General features: G+C 56.1%; 22 protein-coding genes and 1 pseudogene. 14 read left to right on the top strand and 9 right to left on the bottom strand.

Annotated elements, in window-relative coordinates; genetic code table 11:
- Positions 1–334 precede the first annotated feature (334 nt).
- The 4 genes from Q0O07_RS09535 to Q0O07_RS09520 all read left to right on the top strand — a co-directional run bounded on the left by Q0O07_RS09535 (position 335) and on the right by Q0O07_RS09520 (position 3,434).
- A complete protein-coding gene (locus Q0O07_RS09535; RefSeq protein WP_295492906.1) occupies positions 335–1,258 on the top strand; it encodes a hypothetical protein in 924 nt (307 codons plus the stop codon).
- A 485-nt stretch (positions 1,259–1,743) separates the two neighbouring features.
- Complete coding sequence (rplJ, locus tag Q0O07_RS09530; protein WP_295492904.1) at positions 1,744–2,259, top strand: 50S ribosomal protein L10; 516 nt, start codon at positions 1,744–1,746, stop codon at positions 2,257–2,259.
- A gap of 74 nt (positions 2,260–2,333) precedes the next feature.
- Positions 2,334–2,702, top strand: coding sequence for a 50S ribosomal protein L7/L12 (gene rplL, locus Q0O07_RS09525; protein ID WP_295492902.1), 369 nt, complete (start codon positions 2,334–2,336; stop codon positions 2,700–2,702).
- Between the two features lie 195 nt (positions 2,703–2,897).
- Positions 2,898–3,434, top strand: a complete 537-nt coding sequence (locus tag Q0O07_RS09520) for an adenine phosphoribosyltransferase (protein WP_295492900.1) — start codon at positions 2,898–2,900, stop codon at positions 3,432–3,434.
- Positions 3,435–3,701: 267 nt separating this feature from the next.
- Here Q0O07_RS09520 and Q0O07_RS09515 read toward each other — a convergent pair whose 3' ends face one another.
- From Q0O07_RS09515 to Q0O07_RS09500, 4 genes are all read right to left on the bottom strand, one after another.
- Entirely contained in the window at positions 3,702–4,442 is a 741-nt protein-coding gene (locus tag Q0O07_RS09515) for a class I SAM-dependent methyltransferase (protein ID WP_295492897.1), read from the bottom strand.
- Positions 4,443–4,454: 12 nt separating this feature from the next.
- On the bottom strand, positions 4,455–4,919 hold the full coding sequence (locus Q0O07_RS09510) for a thioesterase family protein (RefSeq protein ID WP_295492894.1): 465 nt from the start codon (positions 4,917–4,919) through the stop codon (positions 4,455–4,457).
- Between the two features lies 1 nt (position 4,920).
- A complete protein-coding gene (locus Q0O07_RS09505; protein WP_295492891.1) occupies positions 4,921–6,132 on the bottom strand; it encodes an LL-diaminopimelate aminotransferase in 1,212 nt (403 codons plus the stop codon).
- An 86-nt stretch (positions 6,133–6,218) separates the two neighbouring features.
- On the bottom strand, positions 6,219–8,045 hold the full coding sequence (locus Q0O07_RS09500) for a DEAD/DEAH box helicase (protein WP_295492888.1): 1,827 nt from the start codon (positions 8,043–8,045) through the stop codon (positions 6,219–6,221).
- A 147-nt stretch (positions 8,046–8,192) separates the two neighbouring features.
- On the opposite strand from Q0O07_RS09500, the gene Q0O07_RS09495 reads away from it, so the two are divergent.
- From Q0O07_RS09495 to Q0O07_RS09455, 9 genes are all read left to right on the top strand, one after another.
- Positions 8,193–9,785 carry an alpha/beta fold hydrolase gene (locus Q0O07_RS09495; RefSeq protein ID WP_295492885.1) on the top strand — a complete coding sequence of 531 codons (1,593 nt, stop codon included), beginning with the start codon at positions 8,193–8,195 and terminating at the stop codon, positions 9,783–9,785.
- A gap of 62 nt (positions 9,786–9,847) precedes the next feature.
- The gene (locus Q0O07_RS09490) at positions 9,848–11,041 is read left to right on the top strand and encodes an acyl-CoA dehydrogenase family protein (RefSeq protein ID WP_295492883.1); all 1,194 of its coding nucleotides are present in this window, start codon (positions 9,848–9,850) and stop codon (positions 11,039–11,041) included.
- 139 nt (positions 11,042–11,180) lie between these two features.
- The gene (locus Q0O07_RS09485) at positions 11,181–12,320 is read left to right on the top strand and encodes an acyl-CoA dehydrogenase (protein WP_295492880.1); all 1,140 of its coding nucleotides are present in this window, start codon (positions 11,181–11,183) and stop codon (positions 12,318–12,320) included.
- Positions 12,321–12,419: 99 nt separating this feature from the next.
- Positions 12,420–13,052 carry a phasin family protein gene (locus Q0O07_RS09480; protein ID WP_295492877.1) on the top strand — a complete coding sequence of 211 codons (633 nt, stop codon included), beginning with the start codon at positions 12,420–12,422 and terminating at the stop codon, positions 13,050–13,052.
- Between the two features lie 203 nt (positions 13,053–13,255).
- Positions 13,256–13,597 (top strand): ATP-dependent Clp protease adapter ClpS, encoded by a 342-nt coding sequence (clpS, locus tag Q0O07_RS09475; protein WP_295492969.1) that lies wholly within the window; start codon positions 13,256–13,258, stop codon positions 13,595–13,597.
- A complete protein-coding gene (locus tag Q0O07_RS09470; RefSeq protein ID WP_295492874.1) occupies positions 13,594–14,322 on the top strand; it encodes an SDR family NAD(P)-dependent oxidoreductase in 729 nt (242 codons plus the stop codon). The genes clpS and Q0O07_RS09470 overlap by 4 nt, the downstream gene beginning before the upstream one ends.
- The gene (locus Q0O07_RS09465) at positions 14,323–14,925 is read left to right on the top strand and encodes a 2-hydroxychromene-2-carboxylate isomerase (RefSeq protein WP_295492872.1); all 603 of its coding nucleotides are present in this window, start codon (positions 14,323–14,325) and stop codon (positions 14,923–14,925) included.
- A gap of 36 nt (positions 14,926–14,961) precedes the next feature.
- Positions 14,962–16,242, top strand: coding sequence for a UDP-N-acetylglucosamine 1-carboxyvinyltransferase (gene murA / locus Q0O07_RS09460; RefSeq protein ID WP_295492870.1), 1,281 nt, complete (start codon positions 14,962–14,964; stop codon positions 16,240–16,242).
- Positions 16,243–16,319: 77 nt separating this feature from the next.
- Positions 16,320–16,952 carry a LuxR C-terminal-related transcriptional regulator gene (locus Q0O07_RS09455; protein WP_295492867.1) on the top strand — a complete coding sequence of 211 codons (633 nt, stop codon included), beginning with the start codon at positions 16,320–16,322 and terminating at the stop codon, positions 16,950–16,952.
- A 116-nt stretch (positions 16,953–17,068) separates the two neighbouring features.
- On the opposite strand, the gene Q0O07_RS09450 is transcribed toward Q0O07_RS09455, so the two are convergent.
- From Q0O07_RS09450 to Q0O07_RS09430, 5 genes are all read right to left on the bottom strand, one after another.
- The gene (locus Q0O07_RS09450; protein ID WP_295492864.1) at positions 17,069–17,296 is read right to left on the bottom strand and encodes a ribbon-helix-helix domain-containing protein; all 228 of its coding nucleotides are present in this window, start codon (positions 17,294–17,296) and stop codon (positions 17,069–17,071) included.
- A 13-nt stretch (positions 17,297–17,309) separates the two neighbouring features.
- A complete protein-coding gene (phbB, locus tag Q0O07_RS09445) occupies positions 17,310–18,032 on the bottom strand; it encodes an acetoacetyl-CoA reductase (protein WP_295492861.1) in 723 nt (240 codons plus the stop codon).
- Between the two features lie 89 nt (positions 18,033–18,121).
- Complete coding sequence (gene hemH, locus Q0O07_RS09440) at positions 18,122–19,120, bottom strand: ferrochelatase (RefSeq protein WP_295492965.1); 999 nt, start codon at positions 19,118–19,120, stop codon at positions 18,122–18,124.
- Positions 19,120–21,396, bottom strand: a complete 2,277-nt coding sequence (locus tag Q0O07_RS09435) for a molybdopterin cofactor-binding domain-containing protein (RefSeq protein ID WP_295492859.1) — start codon at positions 21,394–21,396, stop codon at positions 19,120–19,122. The genes hemH and Q0O07_RS09435 overlap by 1 nt, the downstream gene beginning before the upstream one ends.
- Positions 21,393–22,367, bottom strand: a complete 975-nt coding sequence (locus tag Q0O07_RS09430) for an Mrp/NBP35 family ATP-binding protein (RefSeq protein ID WP_295492857.1) — start codon at positions 22,365–22,367, stop codon at positions 21,393–21,395. Before Q0O07_RS09430 ends, Q0O07_RS09435 begins: the two co-directional genes overlap by 4 nt.
- Positions 22,368–22,438: 71 nt before the next feature.
- Between Q0O07_RS09430 and Q0O07_RS09425 the strand changes: the two are divergent.
- A pseudogene (locus Q0O07_RS09425) lies at positions 22,439–22,771 on the top strand (hypothetical protein); the annotation flags it as partial.

Raw genomic sequence — 22,771 nt, 5'->3', positions numbered from 1 at the left:
GGCAAAGCCTGTCCAGTAAGATTAATTATCCAAATCCACACAAGTTTTGGGCTGGCCAGTGCATTTGTCCCTCATACAAAACAGAGGGTAACCTTACCGTCGCCCTGAACTTGTTTGTGCTCTGCACGCCTACGGCTCCAGGGTCCATTTATCAGCCGAAAACATCGGTCTACGTGGCACGATGGATGCTGAAACGAGTTCAGCATGACGTTTGGGGGAAACATGCTCTCTTATCACCACCCCCGCCCACATCACCAAATCCCATCCCCAAAAATTGCTTTCATACAACCTATATGGTGATTTATTATATATCTTTTATCTGATGAGGTGAAAGATGATGAATAACGAATGGCAGCAAATACAAGCAAACAACGGGGTATGCGAGATTGGGGATCGTATTGAACCCGACCCCGACATGACCGAAATCCGCAATGATTATCGCTGGACCCCGCAGTGCCAGCGCGCTTTTTTGGAGGCGCTTGCCTTTGGTGGCAGCGTCCTGCGTGCGGCGAAGACTGTCTGTAAATCGCCGCGCTCGGCCTATGGTTTGCGCTTTCGGCGGGACGGCGCGGCTTTTGCTTTGGGTTGGGACGCGGCGATTTTGGTGTCGCGTTATGCCTTGCAGGACATGCTCATGGACCGCGCGGTGAACGGCTATGAGGAAATTTCGACCAAGCAAGACGATGGCACCACATTACGCGGACGGTTTGACAACCGGTTGAGCAAAAGCCTGCTCGACCGGCTGGACCGTTTGGCCGACGCGCAGGCGGTGCGGGGCAGCCGGAACGCGCATATACAATGTATCGTGCAGGATTTTGAAAGCTTCCTCGACCTCATTGAAGGGGGCGGCACGGGGCCGCAGGCCGCTTCGTTTTGCACCGCGCGCGACGATGGTCCCGCGCCCGAAGTTTCTGGCGCGCACAATGCTGCAATTGGGTGTGAACTTGGCAGGATTTCCGCCAGTGACAGGGCTGTGCCAGATATTTTGGACGACGAACCTGCTATCGTTGCCGATCGGCTTGGCATATGGTTTGATGAGGATGTGCGTGGATGGCGGACAAATTACCCTAAGCCCGATGGGCGTGGCACAGAATTTTTGACCGAAACGGGCTTTTTTGGCGATGCGGATTATGAACGCACGCTCACCGAGGCCGAAGAGGTCGCGCATTTGGAGGCATTGCAGCGCAAGCGACAGCCCTGGATCGACGCCGCGGCCAAGGCGCGCGACGCGTGGTTTGGCGAAAGGTCCGCGGCGTGAGGGAGCCCTTCCCGCATCCACCTTATCGACTTGCCCTTCGACTGCGCTCAGGATGGAGATGGCGCGCTGGAGCGAAGCGGAAGTGTGACAGAGGGGCCTCGGACGTCAAAGGCCCCTCCACCCTTCGCTGCGCGAACGGTCCCCCTCCCCATCGCAAGTCGATGGGGAGGATCAAGCGGCGCGAACCCTTGACTCTGCGTCCAACCCTGCTAATTGCACCCCTGTTCGGTGGAGCGACGGCTTCACCGGCAACCGTCCGAGACAGTTGGTGAACGGAATGTGCCGTTCTTAATGTCCAGCCTAGACGGGGATAGAGATTTCAGGATTGGCTTTGCCATCCTTCGCCACTGCTCCGACACTCTGTCGTGTGCGTTCGGCATGAAACTTCCCCACGGACCAAGTCAGCGTTAGTGCCCATCCGGGTGCTTCGCTTTTCGTGTTGGGCTTGACCGGTTCGCCGGAATGGCCCGAATAAGGAGTAATGCATGAACCGTTCTGAAAAGACCGAAACAGTTGCATCGCTGAACGCCACTTTTAATGAAGCGGCGGTTGTTGTTGTTACCCGTAACCTCGGGTTGACAGTTGCACAATCGACCGACCTTCGTTTGAAGATGCGTGATGCGGGCGCAAACTATAAGGTTGCCAAGAACCGTCTTGCCAAAATCGCCCTTGAGGGAACGTCTTATGGTGCGTTAGCAGAATTGCTAACTGGACCTACGGCGCTCGCCACATCGTCGGACCCGGTCGCCGCTGCAAAGATTGCGGTCGAGTTCGCCAAGACCAATGACAAATTAGAAATTGTCGGCGGTGCGATGGGTGACACTTTCCTCGATGTAAATGGTGTAAAGGCGCTGGCTTCATTGCCATCGCTCGATCAACTGCGCGCGACGATTATCGGGCTTGTACAAGCACCGGCAACGAAGATCGCTCAATTGACGACCGCACCGGCTGCGAAATTGGCACGGGTATTTGGTGCCTATGCTGACCAAAAGGCAGCGTAACTTTTTACATGAAACCGGCTGCGTCCATTTGGGCGAGCCCTACAGATATGACAGAAAATCGGAGTGTTATTTAAATGGCTGATATTGAAAAGCTCGTAGAGCAACTCTCAACCTTGACCGTTCTTGAAGCGGCTGACCTTGCAAAGGCTTTGGAAGAAAAATGGGGCGTTAGCGCCGCTGCTGCTGTTGCTGTTGCTGCGCCTGCCGCTGCTGCTGCTGCTGTTGAAGAGCAGACTGAATTTGACGTTATCCTGACCGGCGACGGCGGAAACAAGATTGCAGTCATCAAAGAAGTCCGCGCAATCACCCAGCTTGGTCTGACCGAAGCAAAGGCTCTTGTTGAGTCCGCGCCAAAGGCGATCAAGGAAGGCGTAAACAAGGCAGAAGCCGAAGACATCAAGGCGAAGATCCTTGCTGCTGGCGGAACCGTCGAACTGAAGTAATTCAGTCTCCCTTTGGGGATATGCAAATGGGGCGGCCTAGCAATGGGCCGCCCTTTTTTGTTGCCGTGTTTTTTAACTGCCGCGTTTTCGTCATCCTGAACGTGTTTCAGGATGACGAAAACGAGTTGGAGACCAAGGGACACCGCCGCGCCGGAAATGCTTGAAATCCTGCGCTGCAACAGGCAGTCATGCGATATGCACAATAACGCTGACCTCGCGGCCCTGATCCGCAACATTCCGGATTATCCCAAGCCCGGCATCATGTTCCGCGACGTGTCGAGCCTTTTGCTTGATGCAAGCGGCTATCGCAGAACGATTGATCGGCTGGCGGCCTTGGTTGACCCCGATACAGAGCTGGTGGCCGGTATCGAGGCGCGCGGCTTTATCGTGGCGTCGGCCTTGGCTTATGCACTTGGCCTTGGGCAATTGATGTTGCGCAAGCCGGGGAAGTTGCCCGGTGACAAAATCGGCACCGATTACACGTTGGAATATGGCACCGACCGCATCGAAATGCATGTCGGCCATGTCCAGCCGGACCAAAAAGTGCTGTTGGTCGATGATCTGATTGCCACAGGCGGCACGGCTTTGGCTGGCCTTGACCTCATCCGGCAAGGCGGCGGCCATGTCGAACAGGCCTTGTTCATCGTCGATTTGCCAGACCTTGGCGGCGCAGAGAAATTGCGGGCGCAAAATATCCGCGTCGACGCCCTCATCGGCTTTGACGGCGACTAGGGTCAGGACCACTTAAATCCACCTTCGCGGTTTGAGGCCATACTGTTCAGTGCAAGGCGGCAAGCGCAGGGCTTAGTGGTTCTAAGTCCAAGCTTGCCAACGCAGCAATGGACAAAATGGGTCAAATCCGAAGGACGCCAAAATGGCTTCGATCTCAAAGCAAAATGCCCTTGCAGGCAGAATTACTGCCTGCGGCGGACATTTTACTTCGATATCTTTGCCATTTTGACGCCGCGAAGGTGGATTTAAGTGGTCCTGACCCTCGGCTCAGGATTGCGGATAGCGGCTGGCGCAGGTCTTTATGGCCGATGGTTCGGGCCGATCGCCGCTGACTTCAAACCGGGCGATATAGCCGCCAAGTTTCAATTGCTCGGTAAAGCCGGTCAGGCGGTAGCCCACCGCCTCAAATTCACAAAATAGCAGCTTTGGCGTTATGCCGTGCCGGTCCGTAGCCCGGTCCCGGTCGACGACAATCACTTGGCCGCCTTTTGCCAGCGCCGGCCGCATCCGCCACAGAAACGCATAAGGCTCTTCAATTTCATGATACATATGCACCATGAATATCCGGTCAAAGCTGCTCTGTGGCAGGCGGGGATCGTCGACCGCCCCTTCTTTGATCGCGACATTGTCGAGCTGCTCGCGGGTCACGCGCTCACCCAGACGATTGAGCGCGCCGCGGTTAATATCCTGCGCCAAGACGCGGCCTTTGGGGCCAACGCGATCGGCAAGGCGGATGGTGTAATAACCCTCGCCTGCGCCAATGTCGGCAACCGTGGTTCCCAACTGAATGCCCGCCCAATCCATGACATATTCGGCTTCGCCTGCTTCGTCGCGGGCGGCTTCGGTCGAAAACTCGGTATCGCCAATCGCCGATACCGTCCTGTCGGCGCGGGGGAAATCTAATGCAGTTGCGCTTTGCTCGCCACTGGGGCTTTCGGTACAAGCGCCCAACAGAGCCAGCCCAAGCATGAGGGCTGCGAACTTATGGGGCAGGACGTTCCGTAGCATTGCCGCCGCGCCTCAGGCTTGGGCCAACGCAGACGGCGGATTAGCTGCTTGGCTATCAAACGCTGTAAAAACGTCCTTCACCCAATCGGGCAATGGAATGGGACGATGCGTGTCGAGATCCACATGCACGTTCACCAAATCCACCGTCGCCCGCACATCGTCCGAACCATCTTCGGTGAGGCCATGAATTTCAACAAGCTGCGTCATGCTTGTGCGCCCCGTTGCAACGGTACGCGCCATGACTTCAATCATCTCATCGGGCTTGATCGGGGCAAACCATGTCACGGTGGCTTTCTTCACATGAAATTCCATCGGTGCCCCATCGGCATAGTGGCGAAACTGCACCGCGCGCCAATATTCGGTAACCGCGACATCCGCATAATCGAGATAACGGGCGTTAAACACTACGCCTTGCGCGTCGGTTTCCGACCAGCGTACGCGCAAGCTATGATGAAAAGCAAAATCGCCACGGGCCATGTCAGATCGCCTTGGACTGCGCAGGGGTGTTTACGCCCATGGATTGCAAATAGCGTTTCACATTGCGCGCAGCCTGCCGCAACCGGTGTTCATTTTCGACCATGGCGATGCGGACATAGCCTTCGCCATCTTCGCCATAGCCAACGCCAGGCGCGACCGCGACCTTCGCCTCGGTCAGCAACTGCTTGGAAAATTCAAGACTGCCCAAATGCGCGAGCGCGGGTGGCAAGGGGGCCCATGCAAACATCGACGCCTTTGGCGGCGGAATGTCCCAACCGGCCCGCCCGAACGCCTCGACAAGGATATCGCGGCGTTTGTGGTAAAGCTGCCGATTTTGTTCAACAATGTCCTGCGGACCATTCAGCGCGGCGCAGGCTGCGGCCTGAATGGGGGTAAAGGCCCCATAATCGAGATAGCTTTTCACCCGCGTCATCGCCGCAATCAGGTCACGGTTGCCTACGGCAAAACCAACGCGCCATCCGGCCATGGAATAAGTTTTGGACAAGGACGTGAATTCGACGGCAACATCCTTGCCGCCCTTCACCTGCAAAATTGACGGTGTCGGGTTGCCGTCAAAATAAAGCTCGGAATATGCAAGGTCGGACAATATCCAGACCTTATTCTCCTTCGCCCACGCGACCAGCCGTTCGTAAAACGCCAGATCAACGGTCTCAGCCGTCGGGTTGGATGGATAATTGACCACCAATATCGACGGACGCGGGACAGTGAAGGCCATGGCACGCTCAAGCGAACGGAAGTAATTTTCGTCCGGCGTGGTTGGCACCGAACGGATCGTCGCGCCGGCAATGATGAACCCAAAGGTGTGAATGGGGTAGCTTGGGTTCGGTGCCAGAACAACATCGCCCGGCGCAGTGATGGCGGTGGCAAGGCTTGCCAAGCCTTCTTTAGAACCCATCGTCACGACAACTTCATGTTCGGGATCAACATCAACCCCGAAACGCCGCCCATAATAATTTGCCTGTGCTTTGCGAAGCCCTGGAATACCCTTGGAAGCCGAATAACCGTGGGCATCAGGCTTCTGTGCTACTTCGCACAGTTTCTCGATCACATGCGGCGGCGGCGGCAAATCGGGATTGCCCATGCCGAGATCGATAATGTCCTCACCCGCGCCGCGCGCCGCCGCACGCATCGCGTTGACTTCAGCGATGACATATGGCGGTAGACGCTTCATGCGGTAGAATTCTTCGGACATAAGCTCCCGTTTCGGGTTGGTTAATTCAAGACCGCCCTCATGCGCGAAGTTTTACCGCATTTCCAGAAAAACTATATTCGCATCCATTAACGCGGGCGGTTGCCCTTGGCCTTGTGTTTGACGCCATGCTTTGACGGGGGCGGTCCATCCTTACGGAAAGGACGTGCGCCATCGCGGTTTCCACCACCAGCACGTGGTCCGTCGCCGCGGAAGTTACCGCCGCGTGGTGGCCCGTCGCCGCGTGGATTGACGCCCAGTTGCGCACGCTGTGGGCGGTCGCCATCGCGGCCCATACGCTTATTTTCGCGCGCCGCTTCCCGTGGCGGGCCATTGGCTTGCACGATTTCGACGTCATTGTCTTCATCATGCCCTGGTTGGGCAATGGCTTTAGTGAACTTGGCCACAGCCGCCGCCGCAATGCCGACATGCGTTTCATTCGCGGCAATGCGGATGGCACCAATGTCATTCTTGGTCACGCCGCCACGGCGGCACAATAATGGCAATATCCATTTGGGATCAGCATTGTTGCGGCGACCAACATTCAGTTTGAACCAAACGGAATCGTCGAATCCTGCACGATGGTCGTCGCGTGGGCGTTCACGGCTGCCGTCATCCAGTAGGTCTTCGGCTTGCGGCATCTTGGCCCGATGCACGCGCACCAAAGCAGCCGCGATGTCTTCTGCAGACATCGTCTCAAGTAATTTTGCACCCAAAGCGCGGTCTTCGTCCTCAACCTCAACTGGGGTCAAAAGCGTTTCAAGCAGACGATCATGGTCCTTGGCGCGGATATCTGCAGCAGTTGGAACCTTGATCCAATCCGCCTCGATCTTTGCACCGCGCAGCATGGATTCAACGCGCTTGCGGCGCTGATAGGGCACTATCAACACAGCGGTACCCTTGCGGCCTGCACGGCCAGTCCGTCCTGATCTGTGCTGAAGCCCTTCTGCATCACGCGGCAGTTCGACATGCACAACCAACGATAGGTTCGGCAAATCGATTCCGCGTGCAGCAACATCGGTTGCAACGCACACGCGCGCCCGCTGGTCACGCAAAGCCTGAAGCGCTTGGTTCCGCTCGGACTGCGAATGCTCGCCTGACAAGGCAACGACGTTAAAGCCGCGCTCGGTCAGACTGGCGTGCAAGCGGCGGACATTTTCGCGTGTCGCGCAAAACAGGATTGCGGTTTCGGCTTCGTGCAAACGCAGCAAATTGACCACTGCGTTTTCAATGTCCGGTGGAGCGACCGTAACCACTTGATAGCTGATGTCGCCATGGCCCCGGTCTTCGCCAACGGTCGAGATTCGCAAAGCATCGCGCTGATACCGTTTTGCCAGCGAAACAATCGGTTTCGGCATGGTGGCCGAGAACAGCAATGTCCGCCTACCTTCCGGCGTAGCGTTCAATATTTCCTCAAGCTCTTCGCGAAAGCCCATGTCGAGCATTTCGTCCGCTTCATCTAGGATCGCAACTTTCAAAGCCGACAGGTCAAGCGCGCCGCGCTCCAAATGGTCACGCAGTCGTCCCGGGGTGCCGACAACAATCTGTGCGCCTTGGTTTAAAGTGCGGCGTTCTTTCGAAGCGTCCATCCCACCAACACATGTCGCGATGCGCACGCCTGCTTTGGCATAAAGCCACATCAATTCGCGGCTTACCTGCAAGGCAAGCTCGCGGGTCGGGGCGATGATGAGTGCAGCAGGCTCACGTGCGAGGCTAACTAGCCCGCCATCAAGGATTTGGGGTGCCATAGCGAGGCCAAAGGCCACGGTTTTGCCGGAGCCGGTTTGTGCCGACACGACGAGGTCGCGTCCGACGGCCTCCTCCGCGATAACGGCGTTTTGAACGGGTGTCAGCGTAGTATAGCCACGCACGGTGAGCGCTTCATCGAGAAGCGGAGGAATATTTTCAAATGTCATTATACGGCGCCTTTGCGCTCTTTTTTACACAATGTCCATGCTGCGCCGCACAACAAAACAATCTTCGACAATTTCATTTGCTTTGATATGCCTGTCAACATGGCCGACTCATCCGAAATCCCCCCTTTTATGGACCCTAAACAGTTCATGAAGTTTTTTGAACAAACCGCTGTGGTCACGACCGACCCGGTAAAGGCCTATCGCGCTGCTTTGGATGCCTGGGGAACCGTGTTGGAGCCGCTGGCCAAAGCGGGCCGGGACAAGGTCGATACGACAGACCGCCGTTTTGCCGCGCCGCAATGGGAGCATCCCATATTCGACTTAATCCGGCAAAGCTATCAGGTCATGTCCGAACATATGTTGGCCGCCGCTGACCAATTGGATGGCTTGTCCGAAAATGATAAAGCAAAAATGGGCTTTGCTCTGCGTAGTATCATCGAGGCGATGAGCCCGGCAAATTCACCCTTTACCAATCCGGTTGCACTGGAACGCGCCTTGGACACTAAGGGCTCGAGCCTGATGTCGGGGATGCAGCATTTGATGCAGGATATGCAGCGCGGGCAATTGACCCATACCGATTCAAGCGCGTTTACGCTTGGCGAAAACATCGCGGCAACGCCGGGCAAGGTCGTGCACCAAACGCCTTTATACCAGCTCATCCAATATGACCCGACAACGGAAAATGTGCTGGAAACACCGCTAATCATTTTTCCGCCATGGATAAACCGCTTTTACATTCTCGATCTCACCGCGGAAAAAAGCTTCATCAAATATTGCGTGGACCAAGGCATTACGGTTTTCGTTGTGTCTTGGAAATCGGCAGATGCTTCGATGAAGGACATTATTTGGGACGATTATATCGCAGCGCAGATCGACGCGCTTGATACGGTGCGCGCAGGCCTTGATGTGCCTGATGTCCATGCAATAGGTTATTGTGTCGCCGGAACAACCTTGGCGGCAACGCTCTCAATCCTTGATGCGACTGACGCAGCCGACAAGGTCCGCAGCGCGACATTTTTTACCGCTCAAGTCGATTTCAGTTCAGGCGGCGAACTGCTGCACTTCATCGATGATCAGCAAATCGCGATGATGGAGGCCTTGAGCGCGCCGCAAGGCTATATGGATGGGCGCTTCCTGGCGCTGACCTTTAACATGCTACGCGGCAAGGACCTGATCTGGTCCACCGTCGTCAAAAACTATTTGCTGGGGGAGGACTATCCGGCGTTTGATTTACTGCACTGGAATGGCGACGTCACCAACCTGCCCGCTAAATGGCACCGCAACTATGTCGTAGACCTCTATCGCGACAACCGGCTGGTAAAACCAAATGACATGTCGGCACTCGGCACTCCAATTGACCTACGCCGGGTGAAAACGCCGACCTATATTCAGGCCGGGCGTGAGGACCATATTGCGCCTGCCGAAAGCGTCTGGAAATTGCAGGAGCATTTTGCTGGCCCGACCAAATTCGTGCTGGCGGGCAGCGGCCATATTGCAGGTGTGGTCAATCCGCCTGCGCAGATGAAATATCAATATTGGACCAATGACGCTGCGCCACCTTCGCTCGCGGCATTCATTGAAGGCGCAACGGAGACCAAGGGAAGCTGGTGGCCCGATTGGCTCGTCTGGCTGACAGAGAAGGGTGACACATACGTGCCAGCAACCGGTCCACGTCAACCCGGCCAAGGCATTCTGAAGACGCTAGAATCGGCTCCGGGTAGTTATGTGAAGGCGCGATGAGATTCAATTGACGTTTACGTAAACGTCGACTAGTTTCAACGCAATATTTTAGGAGAATCGTGATGCAACTGGAATTCAGCCCCGCAGAAATCGCCTTCCAGAAGGAAGTGCGCACTTTCATCGCCGAAAATTACCCCGAAAATCTCCGCTCTGTTCAAGACGAAGGGCATGATCTTTCGAAGGAAGATTTCCTGTCATGGCATCGCATTCTCGCCAAGAAGGGCTGGATCGCGCCTGCATGGCCCGTTGAATATGGCGGCACCGGTTGGACAGCAACCGAGCGCTTCATCTGGTCCGAAGAACTCGCCGCAGCAGATTGCGTGGGTACGATGCCATTTGGCCTGTCGATGGTTGGTCCAGTGATCTACACCTTCGGCACGCCTGAGCAGAAAGCCAAATTCCTGCCCGGTATCTTGTCGGGCGATGATTGGTGGTGCCAGGGTTATTCGGAGCCCGGCGCCGGTTCCGACCTTGCATCGCTGCGCACCAAGGCTGTTCGTGATGGCGACGATTACATCGTAAATGGCCAAAAAACCTGGACCACTATGGCGCAATATGCCGACTGGGGCTTTTTCCTTGTGCGCACCGATGCCGATGCCAAGGCGCAAGAGGGCATCAGCTTCTTATTGATCGACATGAAGTCGCCGGGCGTAACCGTCCGTCCGATCATTACCTTGGGCGGCGAGCATGAGGTCAATGAAGTCTGGTTGGAAGACGTCCGCGTACCGGTTGCAAACCGTGTTTATGAAGAAAATAAAGGTTGGACCTGCGCCAAGTTCCTGTTGGCGCACGAACGCACCGGCATTGCTGCCGTTGCCCGTTCAAAGCGCGGCGTTGAAAAGATTAAGGCAATTGCCCGCACTGAACAGGATGGCGACCGCCCGCTGATCGCTAACCCGTTTTTCAAGCGTAAGATTTCGGAACTTGAAATTGACCTCACGGCTCTTGAATTCACCGAATTGCGCAGCCTTGCTGGCGAAGCAGCGGGCAAGGGCCCAGGCCCGGAATCGAGCTTGTTGAAAATCAAGGGGTCGGAAATCCAGCAACGGATTACCGAACTCGCCCTAGAGGCAGTCGGCCATTATGGCGCGCCATATTTCCGTGGCTTTGGCGAAGGTGACAATGAACACCCGATTGGTCCGGACTATGCGCACCGCGCGGCACCGACTTATTTCAACGCCCGCAAGACGACGATTTACGGTGGATCAAACGAGATCCAGCGCAACATCATCGCCAAGATGGTGCTGGGGATTTAAACGCTTCCCCCTCCCGTCTGCGGGAGGATTTAGGGGAGGGTTACGTCCGCGAAAGACGTGATTCGCCCTCCCCCGACCCCTCCCGCACGCGGTAGGGGAATGCAACCGCCAATAAGGCGACGATGGAGAGACACTTCACATGGATTTCAGCTACACCGAAACGCAGGACATGATCCGCGACACATTGAGCCGTTTTTTGGCGGACACCTATGACTTCGATAGCCGCGGCAAGATGATTGCCAGCAGCACGGGACGTGATTCTGGCATCTGGAAAGCTTTGGCGCAGGATCTAGGTATGTTGGGAGCCTCGTTCAGCGAAGACCATGGCGGTCTCGGCGGTGGTCATCTCGAAAACGCCTTGATCATGGAAGAATTGGGCAAAGTTATCGCGATTGAGCCTTATCTCCAGACTGTCGTTCTGGGCGGTGGCGCGTTGAAGGCGGTCGGCGGCGCAGTGGCGGATGCCGTGATCCCGGAAATCATCAATGGCAATGTCATAATTGCCTTTGCATATGCCGAGCCGCAGGGCCGTTACAACCTCGCCAATATCCGCACGACCGCGAAGAAGGACGGCGCGGGCTATGTATTGAACGGCCATAAAGGCGTTGTATACGCCGCGCCATGGGCAACGCATTTGCTCGTCACCGCGCGCACAGGCGGCGCTAACACCGATGTAAACGGCGTGTCTTTGTTCCTCATTGACGCCAACGCAAAGGGCATTGTTCGCCGCGATTATCCGACTGTTGACGGCTTTCAAGCATCCGAAATCTATTTCGAAAACGCCGCGATTCCTGCCGACGCTTTGTTGGGTGATGAAGGCGCTGGCCTGCCGCTGATTGAACGCATCGTGGATGAAGCGACCGTTGCGGTTTGCGCTGAATCCTGCGGTGTGACTGCCAAGCTGCATCAGGGAACATTGGAATATGCCCGTCAGCGCAATCAATTTGGTCAGCCGATCTCGCGCTTCCAAGTGCTTCAGCACCGCATGGTCGACATGTTCATGGAAGTTGAGCAATCAAAGTCCATGACCACGATGGCAACGCTCAAGCTCGATCTACCAGCGGCGGAACGTATGGCCGCAGTATCGGCATGCAAAGCGAAGGTGTCGCGTTCAGCACAGTTTGTGGGGCAGAACGCCATTCAAACGCATGGCGGCATTGGCATCACGCAAGAACTGGCCATTGGCCACTTCTTTAAGCGGGCGACGATGATCGAGAACCAATTTGGCTCTGCGGATCACCATTATGAACGCTTTGAACGGCTGACTTTGGCGGATTAAGGCGCCTAAGTCAGTTTTTGTGCACTGCAACATTTTTTGTTGACATAGTTTGCATTTGCCTTATTGTGCAGCGCAACACAACAGAAATGGTGCTTACACATGGCCGGCAAGACAAAAGCCAACGTCTCGACAAAAACTGCAAAAGTTGCAGCGCCAGAAGACGTGCTTGTCAAAACTGCTCCCAGCACCGTTGCGAAGACTAAGGTCGAAACACCTTCAGCTTCGTCGCCTTCCAAATCCGTGTCTGTTGAAACAACACCCTTTGCTCAAGGAGTATCCAATATGACTGACACTGTTAAAGCCACTGCAGAAAAAACCGCCGAAAAGGCAACAGAATTTTTCGCTGACATCCGTGGAAAGGCTACCGAAGCCGCTGAAAAGGGCAAGAAGTTTGCTGCTGACGCCGTTGAATTCAACAAGGCAAATGTCGAAGCCGTTGTTGAAGCCGGTAAGATTGTTGCAAAGGGCGCCCAGGAAATCGGCAAGACCAACATGGACTTCGCCAAGAAGAATTTCGAAGAAGTCCAGGCGGCTGTCAAGGAACTGACTTCAGTCAAGTCACCAACGGACTTCGTCAAGCTTCAGGGTGAACTGGCGCGCAAGGGTTTCGATACCGCTGTTGCGCAGGGTTCGAAGAACACCGAAGCGATGGTCAAGTTGGTCAGCGAAATGTTCCAGCCAATCTCGAACCGCATTGCGGCGACAACCGAACTTTTCAAGAAAGCTGCATAAGCTCTCTCAAGATATTGCGCCGGTGGGTCATCCACCTACCACCCTCTCTCCTCCTTTTGGTGGCAGGACGTCGAGATCAACCGGTGCAATTCCACAAAGCAACCGTCCTTTCCGTTAAGGAAAGGGCGGTTTCTTTTTGGTGCAAGAGAATAGATGACGAACGGGGCTTGCAGAGTCCCCCTCCTCTGCTCTATTTTGGGCTTATGCAGATTTTGATGGCGCAAGATGATGACGATAAAAATGGCGGCAGACCTGGGGTCGGCCTCGCCACGCGCACGCGCCCGAAAACCCAAAAGCCAAGCCTGTATAAAGTGCTGCTGCTGAACGACGATTACACGCCGATGGAATTTGTGGTGCATGTGCTCAAGGCGTTTTTTCAGATGGATACGGATCAGGCTACACGCGTTATGATTCATGTTCATCAAAAGGGCGTCGGCGTTTGCGGCATTTTCACCTATGAAGTGGCCGAAACCAAGGTCACACAAGTCATGGACTTCGCGCAGAAGAACCAGCATCCGTTGCAATGCACGCTGGAGAAAGATTGACTAAGGCAGCCCTGATTGTCGGCGCCGGTGACGCCACAGGCGGGGCAATCGCCAAGGCATTTGCGCGCGAAGGCTATATCGCTTGCGTCAACCGCCGCGCGCGCAATACCGAGCAGTTGGAGGCGCTCGCACAATCGATCCGCGATGAGGGATATGAAGCCCGCGCTTACCCTGCCGACGCCCGTATCGAAGACGAAGTCATTGCGATGGTCGATGCGATTGAACGCGACGTTGGACCAATAGAGGTCGCAGTTTTTAACATCGGCGCGAACGTTAATTTTTCTATACTCGATATGACCGCGCAAGTGTACCGCAAGGTATGGGAAATGGCGGCATTCGCTGGCTTCCTACTGGGGCGTGAGGCCGCACGCCGCATGGTCTCGCGCCAATCAGGCACCATCATCTTCACAGGCGCAACGGCGAGTATGCGTGGCGGTAAAGGCTTCTCCGCCTTTTCCGGCGCAAAGGGCGCGCTGCGCATGCTGGCGCAGTCCATGGCGCGCGAGTTGGGCCCGCAAAACATTCATGTCGCGCACGTCATCATCGATGGCGGCATCGATACGGCCTTTATCCGCGGTATCCGCCCCGATTTCGAGGCCGCAAAAGTAGCAGACGGCATATTGTCGCCCGATGCGATTGCGCTGCAATATGTTGCCCTGCACAAGCAACATCGCAGCGCATGGACGCATGAAATGGATTTGCGCCCCTGGACGGAGAGTTTTTAGATGGCGAAAAGTTTTGAATTTCTCTTCGATTTTGGCGGACCGAATAGCTATTTGGCTTACAACATGTTACCAGAGATGTGCGCCCGAACCGGCGCGCAAGTCGTGTATGTGCCTATCCTGCTCGGTGGTTTGTTCAAGCTTACAAATAATCAGGCGCCGATGATGCGCTATGCCGAAACGCCCGCTAAACAAAAATATGAAATGCTGGAATTTCAACGCTTCGTAAAAGCGCATGAAATCCCGTTTAAGATGAATCCCCGTTTTCCTCTCAACACGCTCCACGTCATGCGCGGCGCAGTTGCGGCCCAGAGGCTTGGCTGCCTCGAGTCTTATGTCGACGCGGTCATGGCGGCGATGTGGCATGATGGGGCGGACTTGGGCCATCTGGATGTTGTGCGCGATATTCTCGACAAGGCTGGCCTCGACAGCGCCGCCTTGCTGGCTCTGGCCGATGCCCCGGAGGTGAAGGCGGAGCTGATTGCCAATACCGAAGCCGCCGCAAAACGCGGCGCATTTGGCGTGCCGACCTTCTTTGTGGATGCGGAGATGTTCTGGGGAAAGGAGCGGCTTGGGCAGGTTGAGGCAGCGCTCACCAAATCCTAAGTTGCGCCTTATCCAATTCCCGCTAAATACGGTGCGATGGATAAGATAATCGTACGTGGCGGCAACGCCCTAAAAGGCAAGATTCCCATTTCAGGTGCGAAGAACAGTGCATTGACGCTGATCCCGTGCGCGCTGCTGACGGATGAACCGCTGACTTTGCGCAATTTGCCGCGCTTGGCCGACATTGACGGGTTTCAGCATCTGATGAACCAGTTTGGCATTTCGACGACGGTTGCTGGGTCACGCCCCGAAGATTTCGGCCGCGTTATGACGTTAGAAGCTACGCGGATTACCAGCAACATCGCGCCTTACGACCTTGTCCGCAAAATGCGCGCCTCTATTCTAGTGCTTGGCCCAATGCTGGCGCGCGCGGGTGAAGCGACCGTTTCGCTGCCGGGCGGATGCGCAATCGGCAACCGGCCTATTGACCTTCACCTCAAGGCGCTGGAGGCCTTTGGTGTCGAGATTGAAGTGGCCGCCGGCTATGTCAAAGCCATTGCCAAAAAGGGTATTCCCGGCGGAACCTACACCTTTCCCGTCGTATCCGTTGGTGCGACCGAAAACGCCCTGATGGCGGCCAGCCTCGCCAAGGGCACATGTGTGCTTCACAACGCTGCGCGCGAGCCAGAAATTGTCGACCTGTGCAATCTGCTCGTTGCCATGGGTGCACAAATTGAAGGCATCGGCACCTCCGATTTGATCATTCAAGGCAGAGACCGCCTACATGGCGCGACCTACCGCGTGATGAGCGACCGTATCGAGGCAGGTAGCTATGCATGTGCCGCCGCCATAACTGGCGGTGATATCGAGCTTGTTGGTGCGAAAGCTAGCGAGATGGACGCGACATTGGATGCCTTGCGTCAAGCCGGTGTGAAGGTCGAAGATACGGGAACCGGTGTTCGGGTGTCTTCAGACGGCAAACTTAAGCCACTTACCATTTCCACCGCGCCCTATCCCGGTTTTGCCACCGATATGCAGGCGCAGTTCATGGCGATGCTCTGCATGGCAGACGGCGCTAGCGTGCTTACCGAGACTATATTTGAGAACCGCTATATGCATGTGCCCGAACTTAATCGAATGGGCGCGCATATCGAGACCAAGGGCCGCACCGCGATTGTCCATGGCGTAAAGAAACTCACAGGTGCCCCGGTAATGGCGACCGACCTTCGGGCGTCGATGAGCCTTGTCATCGCTGGCTTGGTCGCGGAGGGCGAAACCCATGTAAGCCGTCTCTATCATCTTGACCGTGGTTATGAACGGCTTGAGGAGAAGCTTCAGTTGGTCGGCGCGGACGTCGAACGCGTTGGCGCAGAGTGAGAGTGATCCTTAAATCTTGGCGCATGTAACGAAGGAGTAGTTGCCAGTTGTCGATTTTTATTGCATCGTAACGACAAGTGAAATCCGAACTTTTCTCGAAGGCAAGCAAAGCCAGCAGCCATCCGGTTTTGGAGTCGATTCGCTTTAGCCCGATTGCAACGGTCGTCAGCGACCCCACTCAAACGGACAATCCCCTGATTGCCGTTAACGCTGCCTTCTGCGCGATGACCGGATATACTGAGGCAGAAGTGATTGGGCTAAACTGCCGGTTTTTGCGTGGTCCCGACACCGAAAATGGTCAGACAGAGAAATTGCGCTCGGCAGTCTATGGACAACGCCCTGCCTTGGCTGAACTTATCAACTATCGCAAAGACGGATCACCCTTTCGCAACGCGGTGATGATTGCGCCATTATTTGATGACGAAGGAAAGCTGGAGCTTTTCGTCGGGTCGCAAATTGAGGTGCTGCCGGAAGAAGAAAGCATTGGCCTCGTGCGGCAACAAAAAGCGGCACAAATTGTTGATCGTCTATCGCCACGCCAGCGCGAAATATTGCAGCAAATGGCGCGCGGTTTCCGCACAAAGCAAATAGCCTATCGTCTTTCGCTGAGCGAAAAAACGGTTCAAATGCACCGCATGTTGATGTTTAAAAAGCTTTCAACTTCAAACGCCGCAGACGCGGTGAGAATTGCTGTCGAAGCCGGTCTTTGATCCGACCTTATTGGTGCAAGCTATCGGCTATATTCGGCACTTCACATATACGAACCCACAGCGCAGTCTTGAAGATGCCGTGTTTTCAACCCGCCACTCACATCTGTTGCGTTTCTTTATGCCCGCGCCAAAAGCCACAGTCGGATGGCGCTTGCAAGGCCACAGGGCGTTCGCGATTCAAGCCGCGCGACATCAATCTGCGCCACCAACGCATTGACCGGTAGGCCGTCGACTTCCGCAGCCGCCCGAAGCCGGTCCCAAAACAATGGCTCAAGACTGATTGACGTCTGATGCCCAGCTACGGTCATGCTGCGTTTAACAGGCGGGTGATAGAATGCGCTCAAGCTTGAATGGCCATCAATACATGTGCTGGCCACCATTGATCGACAAGGTCGATCCGGTGATAAACCCGGCATTGTCGCTGGTGAGAAATTCGACGCCACGCGCAATTTCTTCGGGCTGCCCAAGGCGGCCAACGGGAATTTGCGCGACAATCTTCTCCATCACATTTTCCGGAATCGTCGACAGCATTTCGGTGCCAATATATCCCGGCGCGATGGCATTGGCCGTCACGCCATGCCGTGCGCCTTCTGCCGCAAGGGATTTTGTAAAGCCATGAATGCCTGATTTGGCCGCGGCATAGTTCACCTGCCCGATTTGCCCGCCCTGACCATTGACCGAGCCTATGTTGACAATGCGGCCCCATTTGCGTTCACGCATGCCCGCAAACACCGCCTTGGCCATGTTGAAGCAGCCTGTAAGGTCAACGCGGATAACCTCGTCCCATTGTTCAAACGTCATTTTAATCATTGTCGCGTCTCGCGTGATGCCCGCATTGTTGACCATGATGTCGATCTGGCCATATTCGCCCTCAATAGCGGCGCAGGCATCAATGCAACTTTTATGGTCGCCTACGTCCCATTTTCGAACGGCAATGCCGGTACGCTCTGAAAAAGCCTTGGCTGCCGCATCATTGCCGCCATAATTGGCGATGACCAGACGGCCCTTTTCTTGCAGCTTTAGGCTAATCGCTTCGCCAATGCCTCTGGTCCCCCCGGTAACTACTGCCACTCTTGTCATATACCGCACCCCTCGTTCAATTTTGACGATGATTACCGCGCACTGCCGCTAGCGCAAGTTGCCGTTAACGTTAGTCCTGAGTCCGCTGTCTAAAGCCAGCCAGCGAGTTCACGACGGATGATGCGTTCTACCATGTCCATGCCAACATCACCGTCGTTCAGGCATGGCATATACGCATAATGGGTGCCGCCAGCTTCTTCGAACTGCTCATGCCCCTGCATGGCCAATTCTTCGAGCGTTTCGAGGCAATCGACGGAAAAGCCTGGCGCGAAAATTGCGACCTTTTTGGTGCCTTCACGCGCCAACCGCATCAACGTGTCGTCCGTTGCAGGTTCAAGCCATTTGGCACGACCGAAACGTGACTGGAAACTGACAACCAATGCGCGCCCCATAGCTTCAGACAGCAAGCGCGCCGTTTTCTGACAATGGCAATGATAGGGATCCCCCAATTGCAATGTGCGTTCGGGCATGCCGTGGAAACTGATGACGATAGCGTCGGGTTCGAAATCAAGTCCCGCCAGCGACGCCTCAATCGACGTTTTCAGTGCACCGATATAGGCCGCGTCATCATGATAGGCCGGCAAGGTCCGTATTGCGGGGTGCCAGCGCATAGCGGTCAATGCGGCATAGGCCTCATCCAACACAGTCCCCGTCGTTGCGCCGGAATATTGTGGATACATTGGCGCGATCAAGATGCGGTTGCAGCCGGCTGCCTTCATGGCGGCAAGCTGATCCGCGACCGACGGGTTGCCATAGCGCATAGCGTAGCGGACATCGGCACCATCGCCCATGCGCGCTTGAAGCGCGTCGGCCTGTCCAGCGGTGAAAAATGCCAGAGGCGAACCCTTGTCGGTCCACACTTTTGCATAAGCCTCGGCAGATTTCTGGGGACGCGTATTCAAAATGATGCCGCGCAAGATCGGCTGCCAGATGATCGGTGGAATTTCGACCACGCGGCGGTCGGATAGAAACTGCTTGAGGTAGCGTTTCACGGCCGACGTCGTTGGCGCGTCCGGCGTCCCCAAATTTACAAGCAATACCCCAATTTTCGGCGTTGCGACGAAGGGGTGATTAATCGGTAATGTCATCATAGTCCTCTGGACAATAAAGGTAATTCTCGCAGCCTGATACCGGCTGCGGAGAAAAGGGCATTGGCAATTGCGGGCGCCACGGCTGGCACGCCCAATTCGGAAACGCCGCCCGGCGCCTCATCACTGGGCGTAAGTTCCACCGTGATTTCGGGCATATCAGCCAATTTGGGCAAGTCGATATCGCGTAACCGCCGTGCGGTAGGAAGCCCACTTTCAAAGTCGGTAGCAGCTCCTAAGGCTTGCGCCAATCCAAACACGATGCCGCCTTCAATCTGCTGGCGCGCAAGATCGGGGTTAATCAAGCGGCCACAATCGGCCATGGCGTGAATGCGGTCAACACGCACGCCAGTCTCACTGTTGCGGGCAGTCACAATGACGGCAATATGGCTGCCGCGCATGCTGTGGCAAGCGACGCCACGCCCGCGGCCCGAAATGCCGCCATCCCAGCCAGCCATTGTCGCCACACCTGTCAGGCATCGCGCCAAACGTGTCTGGCCAACCAGCATCTGCATACGGAACGACAATGGTTCAATCCCTGCCTTATGCGCCAGTTCATCGATAAACCCTTCAACGAAGAAACAGTTATAGCTGTTGGCAAGGCCCCGCCATGGCCCCGTCGGCATAGGCATGGACACAGGGAAATGGTCGATGGTGATATTTGGAATAGCGTAAGGAATTTGCGCGCCTTCCAGCGCCAGCACGTCATATTGGCCGGATGCCGACTTACGCGCCTTGTCCGCCTGCTGTCCATCCATCCGGTAGGCGAGCTCACGCATCGAAGACGCTGCGGCGACACGAACCGTTAGGCCTGTCACCGCCCCTTCCGCATTCATGGCCGCCGAAAGCCTACCCAACGCAGGACTGCGGACGTGATCGCGGATGAAATCTTCTGGACGGGACCATGTCAATTGGATGGGCCTGCCCACTGCCTTGGCAATCACCGCCACTTGCGCGGCAATGCTGTTGTCGAAATTGCGATCAAAGCTGCCGCCGGCCATCACGGGATGGTGAACAACATCATCTACATTAATGCCAATGGCCTGCGCAGCCGCCAGTCGCGCGACTGCTGGCGCTTGGGTCGCGAGCCATAATTGTAAGCGCCCATCCCGAAAGTCTGCGGTTGCCGAGCGTGTCTCAATCGGTGCGTGGACGGCAGCGCCGACGGTATAATCCGCCTTGAATATGCGCGCGCCGGCTTCCTGCGCCATGGCCGCCTCGACATCTCCGAATTTGGTGGCGCGAAAGCCGGGACCTTTGGCAATTGCGTTGGACAAAGACTGCACAATTTCAGTGCTGTCTGCCATCCGGCCCTTGGTACGGAACACAGGTGCCATGGCATCGAGGGCATTGTTTGCAGCCCACCAATTGCTTGCCACCGCCGCGACCCACTTATCGGTCTTCACCACTTGCAGGACGCCACGCACATTTAGCGCAGCCTTCTCATCTGCCGACAACAAGCGGGTGTCGCCCGCTGGCCCGGCGCGAACCGACGCAAACAATAGGTCGGGCAAACGGGCATCGCCTGCAAAACTTGCGCTGCCGTCCACCTTGGCCGACAGGTCAAGGCGCGGTGCATCGCGTCCAGAAAGACGGTTGCGCGCCGACGGGTTAAGCGGAATGGGCGACGGTACGTCAAGCGCCGACGCTTCCACCACCAATTCTGCGAAGGACAAGCGCCGTTGGCCGGCAATGACAAAGCCACGATCGGTCCGGCATTGCTCCCATGCAATGCCCCAGCGCGCCGCTGCTGCCTGACACAATACAGTCCGCGCGGCAGCGCCAGCTTCGCGGCAGGGCCGTTCAAACTGCCGGATAGAGGACGACCCGCCCGTCACCACGAACATGTCGCGGCGGGCGATTTCGTTAATGCTGTTGGCAACGGGATCAAAATCCACGTCGAGCGCGATATTTTCTGGTAAGAATGCGGGCGTCCACGCGCGCGCCAACAATGTGTTGGCAAAGATTGGGCTGGCGGAAACTGGCTGCACAGCAACCGAGCGCCAGTCTGCCCCCAATTCACCAGCGACGATCTGCGCCAGCGCGGTGTATACGCCTTGGCCAGACTCGCTCTGCGGGATGGCGATAATGACTTTGCCATCCTCCGCAATTTTCAGCCATGGCCCGAAAAGATGCTCGCCATCCGCGGCACGCATATTTGGCGCATAGCGACGCGGCCATAGGCCCCATGCCACCAAGAGTCCGACGCCTGCGCCGCCGCCAACTAGCAGTTTCCGGCGGGTGATGCCGTCCTTTGCTGCTGGCGCTTCATTCATGCAGCGGTATCTTTCGGCGAGTCGATCCAACTGGCGACCTGCCGCGCTATCGCAGCATAAGCATCGCTGATCGGGCCTTCACCCAATGCAGGCGGGGTGCCAGCGTCGCTTTCCACACGAATTTTGATGTCGAGCGGTATCCGCCCCAAGAACGGAATGCCCAATTCCTTTGCCGCTGCCTCTGCCCCACCCGAGCCGAACGGATCGCTCATTTCCCCGCAATGTGGACACAAATACCCGGCCATGTTTTCAACAAGACCAATGATCGGCACTTTTGCCGTGTCGAAAAAGCTTATGGCGCGCATCGCGTCAATCAGGGCAAGGTCTTGCGGGGTAGAGATGATCACAGCGCCGATCGGCTTGTGCTTCTGGATCATCGACAATTGAATATCGCCTGTGCCAGGCGGCATATCGACAACGATATCGCGGATATGGCCCCATTTGGCATCGACAAGTTGCGACAGCGCATTCCCCGCCATTGGCCCGCGCCATGCAATAGCCTGCCCCGGATTGACCAATTGCCCCATCGACAGAAACGGAACACCGCCTGCGCCCATGACAGGGATAATCATCTTGCCTTCGGCTTCGGGCTTCACGCCCTCCACACCCATCAACCTTGGCTGCGACGGACCATAGATATCTGCGTCCACCAGACCAACCGAACGGCCAGCGCGTGCCATGGCAATAGCAAGATTTGTCGACAGCGTAGATTTGCCTACGCCGCCTTTACCACTCGCCACCGCAATCAGGCGCGGCGTAATGCGTTCGGCGGTCAACATGACACGCACCGATTGCGCACCGGCCTTCGTGGCTGCGGTGCGGACATCGGCTTCGATCTCCGCGCGCTGCTCTGCATTTAAGCCTGACACGTCAAGCATCAGCGAGACGTTATCATCGGCGACTTTTAAACCGCTCGCGCGGATTCCTACGACAGCAAAAATTGCATCGGATATTATCGAAAAATCGGACATATCATGCCGAATAGATTCAGAATTGCGGGATTGACACTGTTTTTCTGAAAAACCATCCCTATACTGGGTTTATGAGCACAAAAAATGACCAGCAAGGACCCGTAATATTGGCCACAGATGGCAAAGGACCTTGGGATTCCCCCGATTCTGGGCAAACAGGTGGCGCAAGCAACGCAACCGGACGTGGGGGCGGATCGAAGCCCGATCCCGTTAACCCGTGGGACCCAACACCCGAACCCGCCGGACGCAACCGTTCGCGCGGCCCATCGCTTGAGGATCTGCTGCGCAGAAAAGGCAGTGGATTTGGTGGTTTACCGCAACGCCCCGATGGTAAAAGCTGGTTCCCGCTGATCATTGGCGCCTTAGTGGCGCTGTGGCTGGTGTGGACAAGCATCCACCGTATT

The organism is Sphingorhabdus sp. EL138 (assembly GCF_945890115.1).
Classification (GTDB): Bacteria; Pseudomonadota; Alphaproteobacteria; order Sphingomonadales; family Sphingomonadaceae; genus Sphingorhabdus_B.
The sequence above is the reverse complement of the archived record's forward strand: the minus strand, read 5'-3'. Positions and strand labels throughout refer to the sequence as shown.

What these genes read in the sequence shown, in the direction of transcription:
- Q0O07_RS09515 (WP_295492897.1), bottom strand. Translation starts at nt 4,442, where the DNA reads ATGCTACGGAACGTCCTGCCCCATAAGTTCGCAGCCCTCATGCTTGGG.
- Q0O07_RS09510 (WP_295492894.1), bottom strand. Translation starts at nt 4,919, where the DNA reads ATGGCCCGTGGCGATTTTGCTTTTCATCATAGCTTGCGCGTACGCTGG.
- clpS (WP_295492969.1), top strand. Translation starts at nt 13,256, where the DNA reads ATGCAGATTTTGATGGCGCAAGATGATGACGATAAAAATGGCGGCAGA.
- Q0O07_RS09500 (WP_295492888.1), bottom strand. Translation starts at nt 8,045, where the DNA reads ATGACATTTGAAAATATTCCTCCGCTTCTCGATGAAGCGCTCACCGTG.
- rplJ (WP_295492904.1), top strand. Translation starts at nt 1,744, where the DNA reads ATGAACCGTTCTGAAAAGACCGAAACAGTTGCATCGCTGAACGCCACT.
- Q0O07_RS09430 (WP_295492857.1), bottom strand. Translation starts at nt 22,367, where the DNA reads ATGTCCGATTTTTCGATAATATCCGATGCAATTTTTGCTGTCGTAGGA.
- phbB (WP_295492861.1), bottom strand. Translation starts at nt 18,032, where the DNA reads ATGACAAGAGTGGCAGTAGTTACCGGGGGGACCAGAGGCATTGGCGAA.
- Q0O07_RS09520 (WP_295492900.1), top strand. Translation starts at nt 2,898, where the DNA reads ATGCACAATAACGCTGACCTCGCGGCCCTGATCCGCAACATTCCGGAT.
- Q0O07_RS09480 (WP_295492877.1), top strand. Translation starts at nt 12,420, where the DNA reads ATGGCCGGCAAGACAAAAGCCAACGTCTCGACAAAAACTGCAAAAGTT.
- Q0O07_RS09495 (WP_295492885.1), top strand. Translation starts at nt 8,193, where the DNA reads ATGAAGTTTTTTGAACAAACCGCTGTGGTCACGACCGACCCGGTAAAG.
- Q0O07_RS09465 (WP_295492872.1), top strand. Translation starts at nt 14,323, where the DNA reads ATGGCGAAAAGTTTTGAATTTCTCTTCGATTTTGGCGGACCGAATAGC.
- murA (WP_295492870.1), top strand. Translation starts at nt 14,962, where the DNA reads ATGGATAAGATAATCGTACGTGGCGGCAACGCCCTAAAAGGCAAGATT.
- hemH (WP_295492965.1), bottom strand. Translation starts at nt 19,120, where the DNA reads ATGACATTACCGATTAATCACCCCTTCGTCGCAACGCCGAAAATTGGG.
- Q0O07_RS09505 (WP_295492891.1), bottom strand. Translation starts at nt 6,132, where the DNA reads ATGTCCGAAGAATTCTACCGCATGAAGCGTCTACCGCCATATGTCATC.
- Q0O07_RS09485 (WP_295492880.1), top strand. Translation starts at nt 11,181, where the DNA reads ATGGATTTCAGCTACACCGAAACGCAGGACATGATCCGCGACACATTG.
- rplL (WP_295492902.1), top strand. Translation starts at nt 2,334, where the DNA reads ATGGCTGATATTGAAAAGCTCGTAGAGCAACTCTCAACCTTGACCGTT.
- Q0O07_RS09535 (WP_295492906.1), top strand. Translation starts at nt 335, where the DNA reads ATGATGAATAACGAATGGCAGCAAATACAAGCAAACAACGGGGTATGC.
- Q0O07_RS09490 (WP_295492883.1), top strand. Translation starts at nt 9,848, where the DNA reads ATGCAACTGGAATTCAGCCCCGCAGAAATCGCCTTCCAGAAGGAAGTG.
- Q0O07_RS09435 (WP_295492859.1), bottom strand. Translation starts at nt 21,396, where the DNA reads ATGAATGAAGCGCCAGCAGCAAAGGACGGCATCACCCGCCGGAAACTG.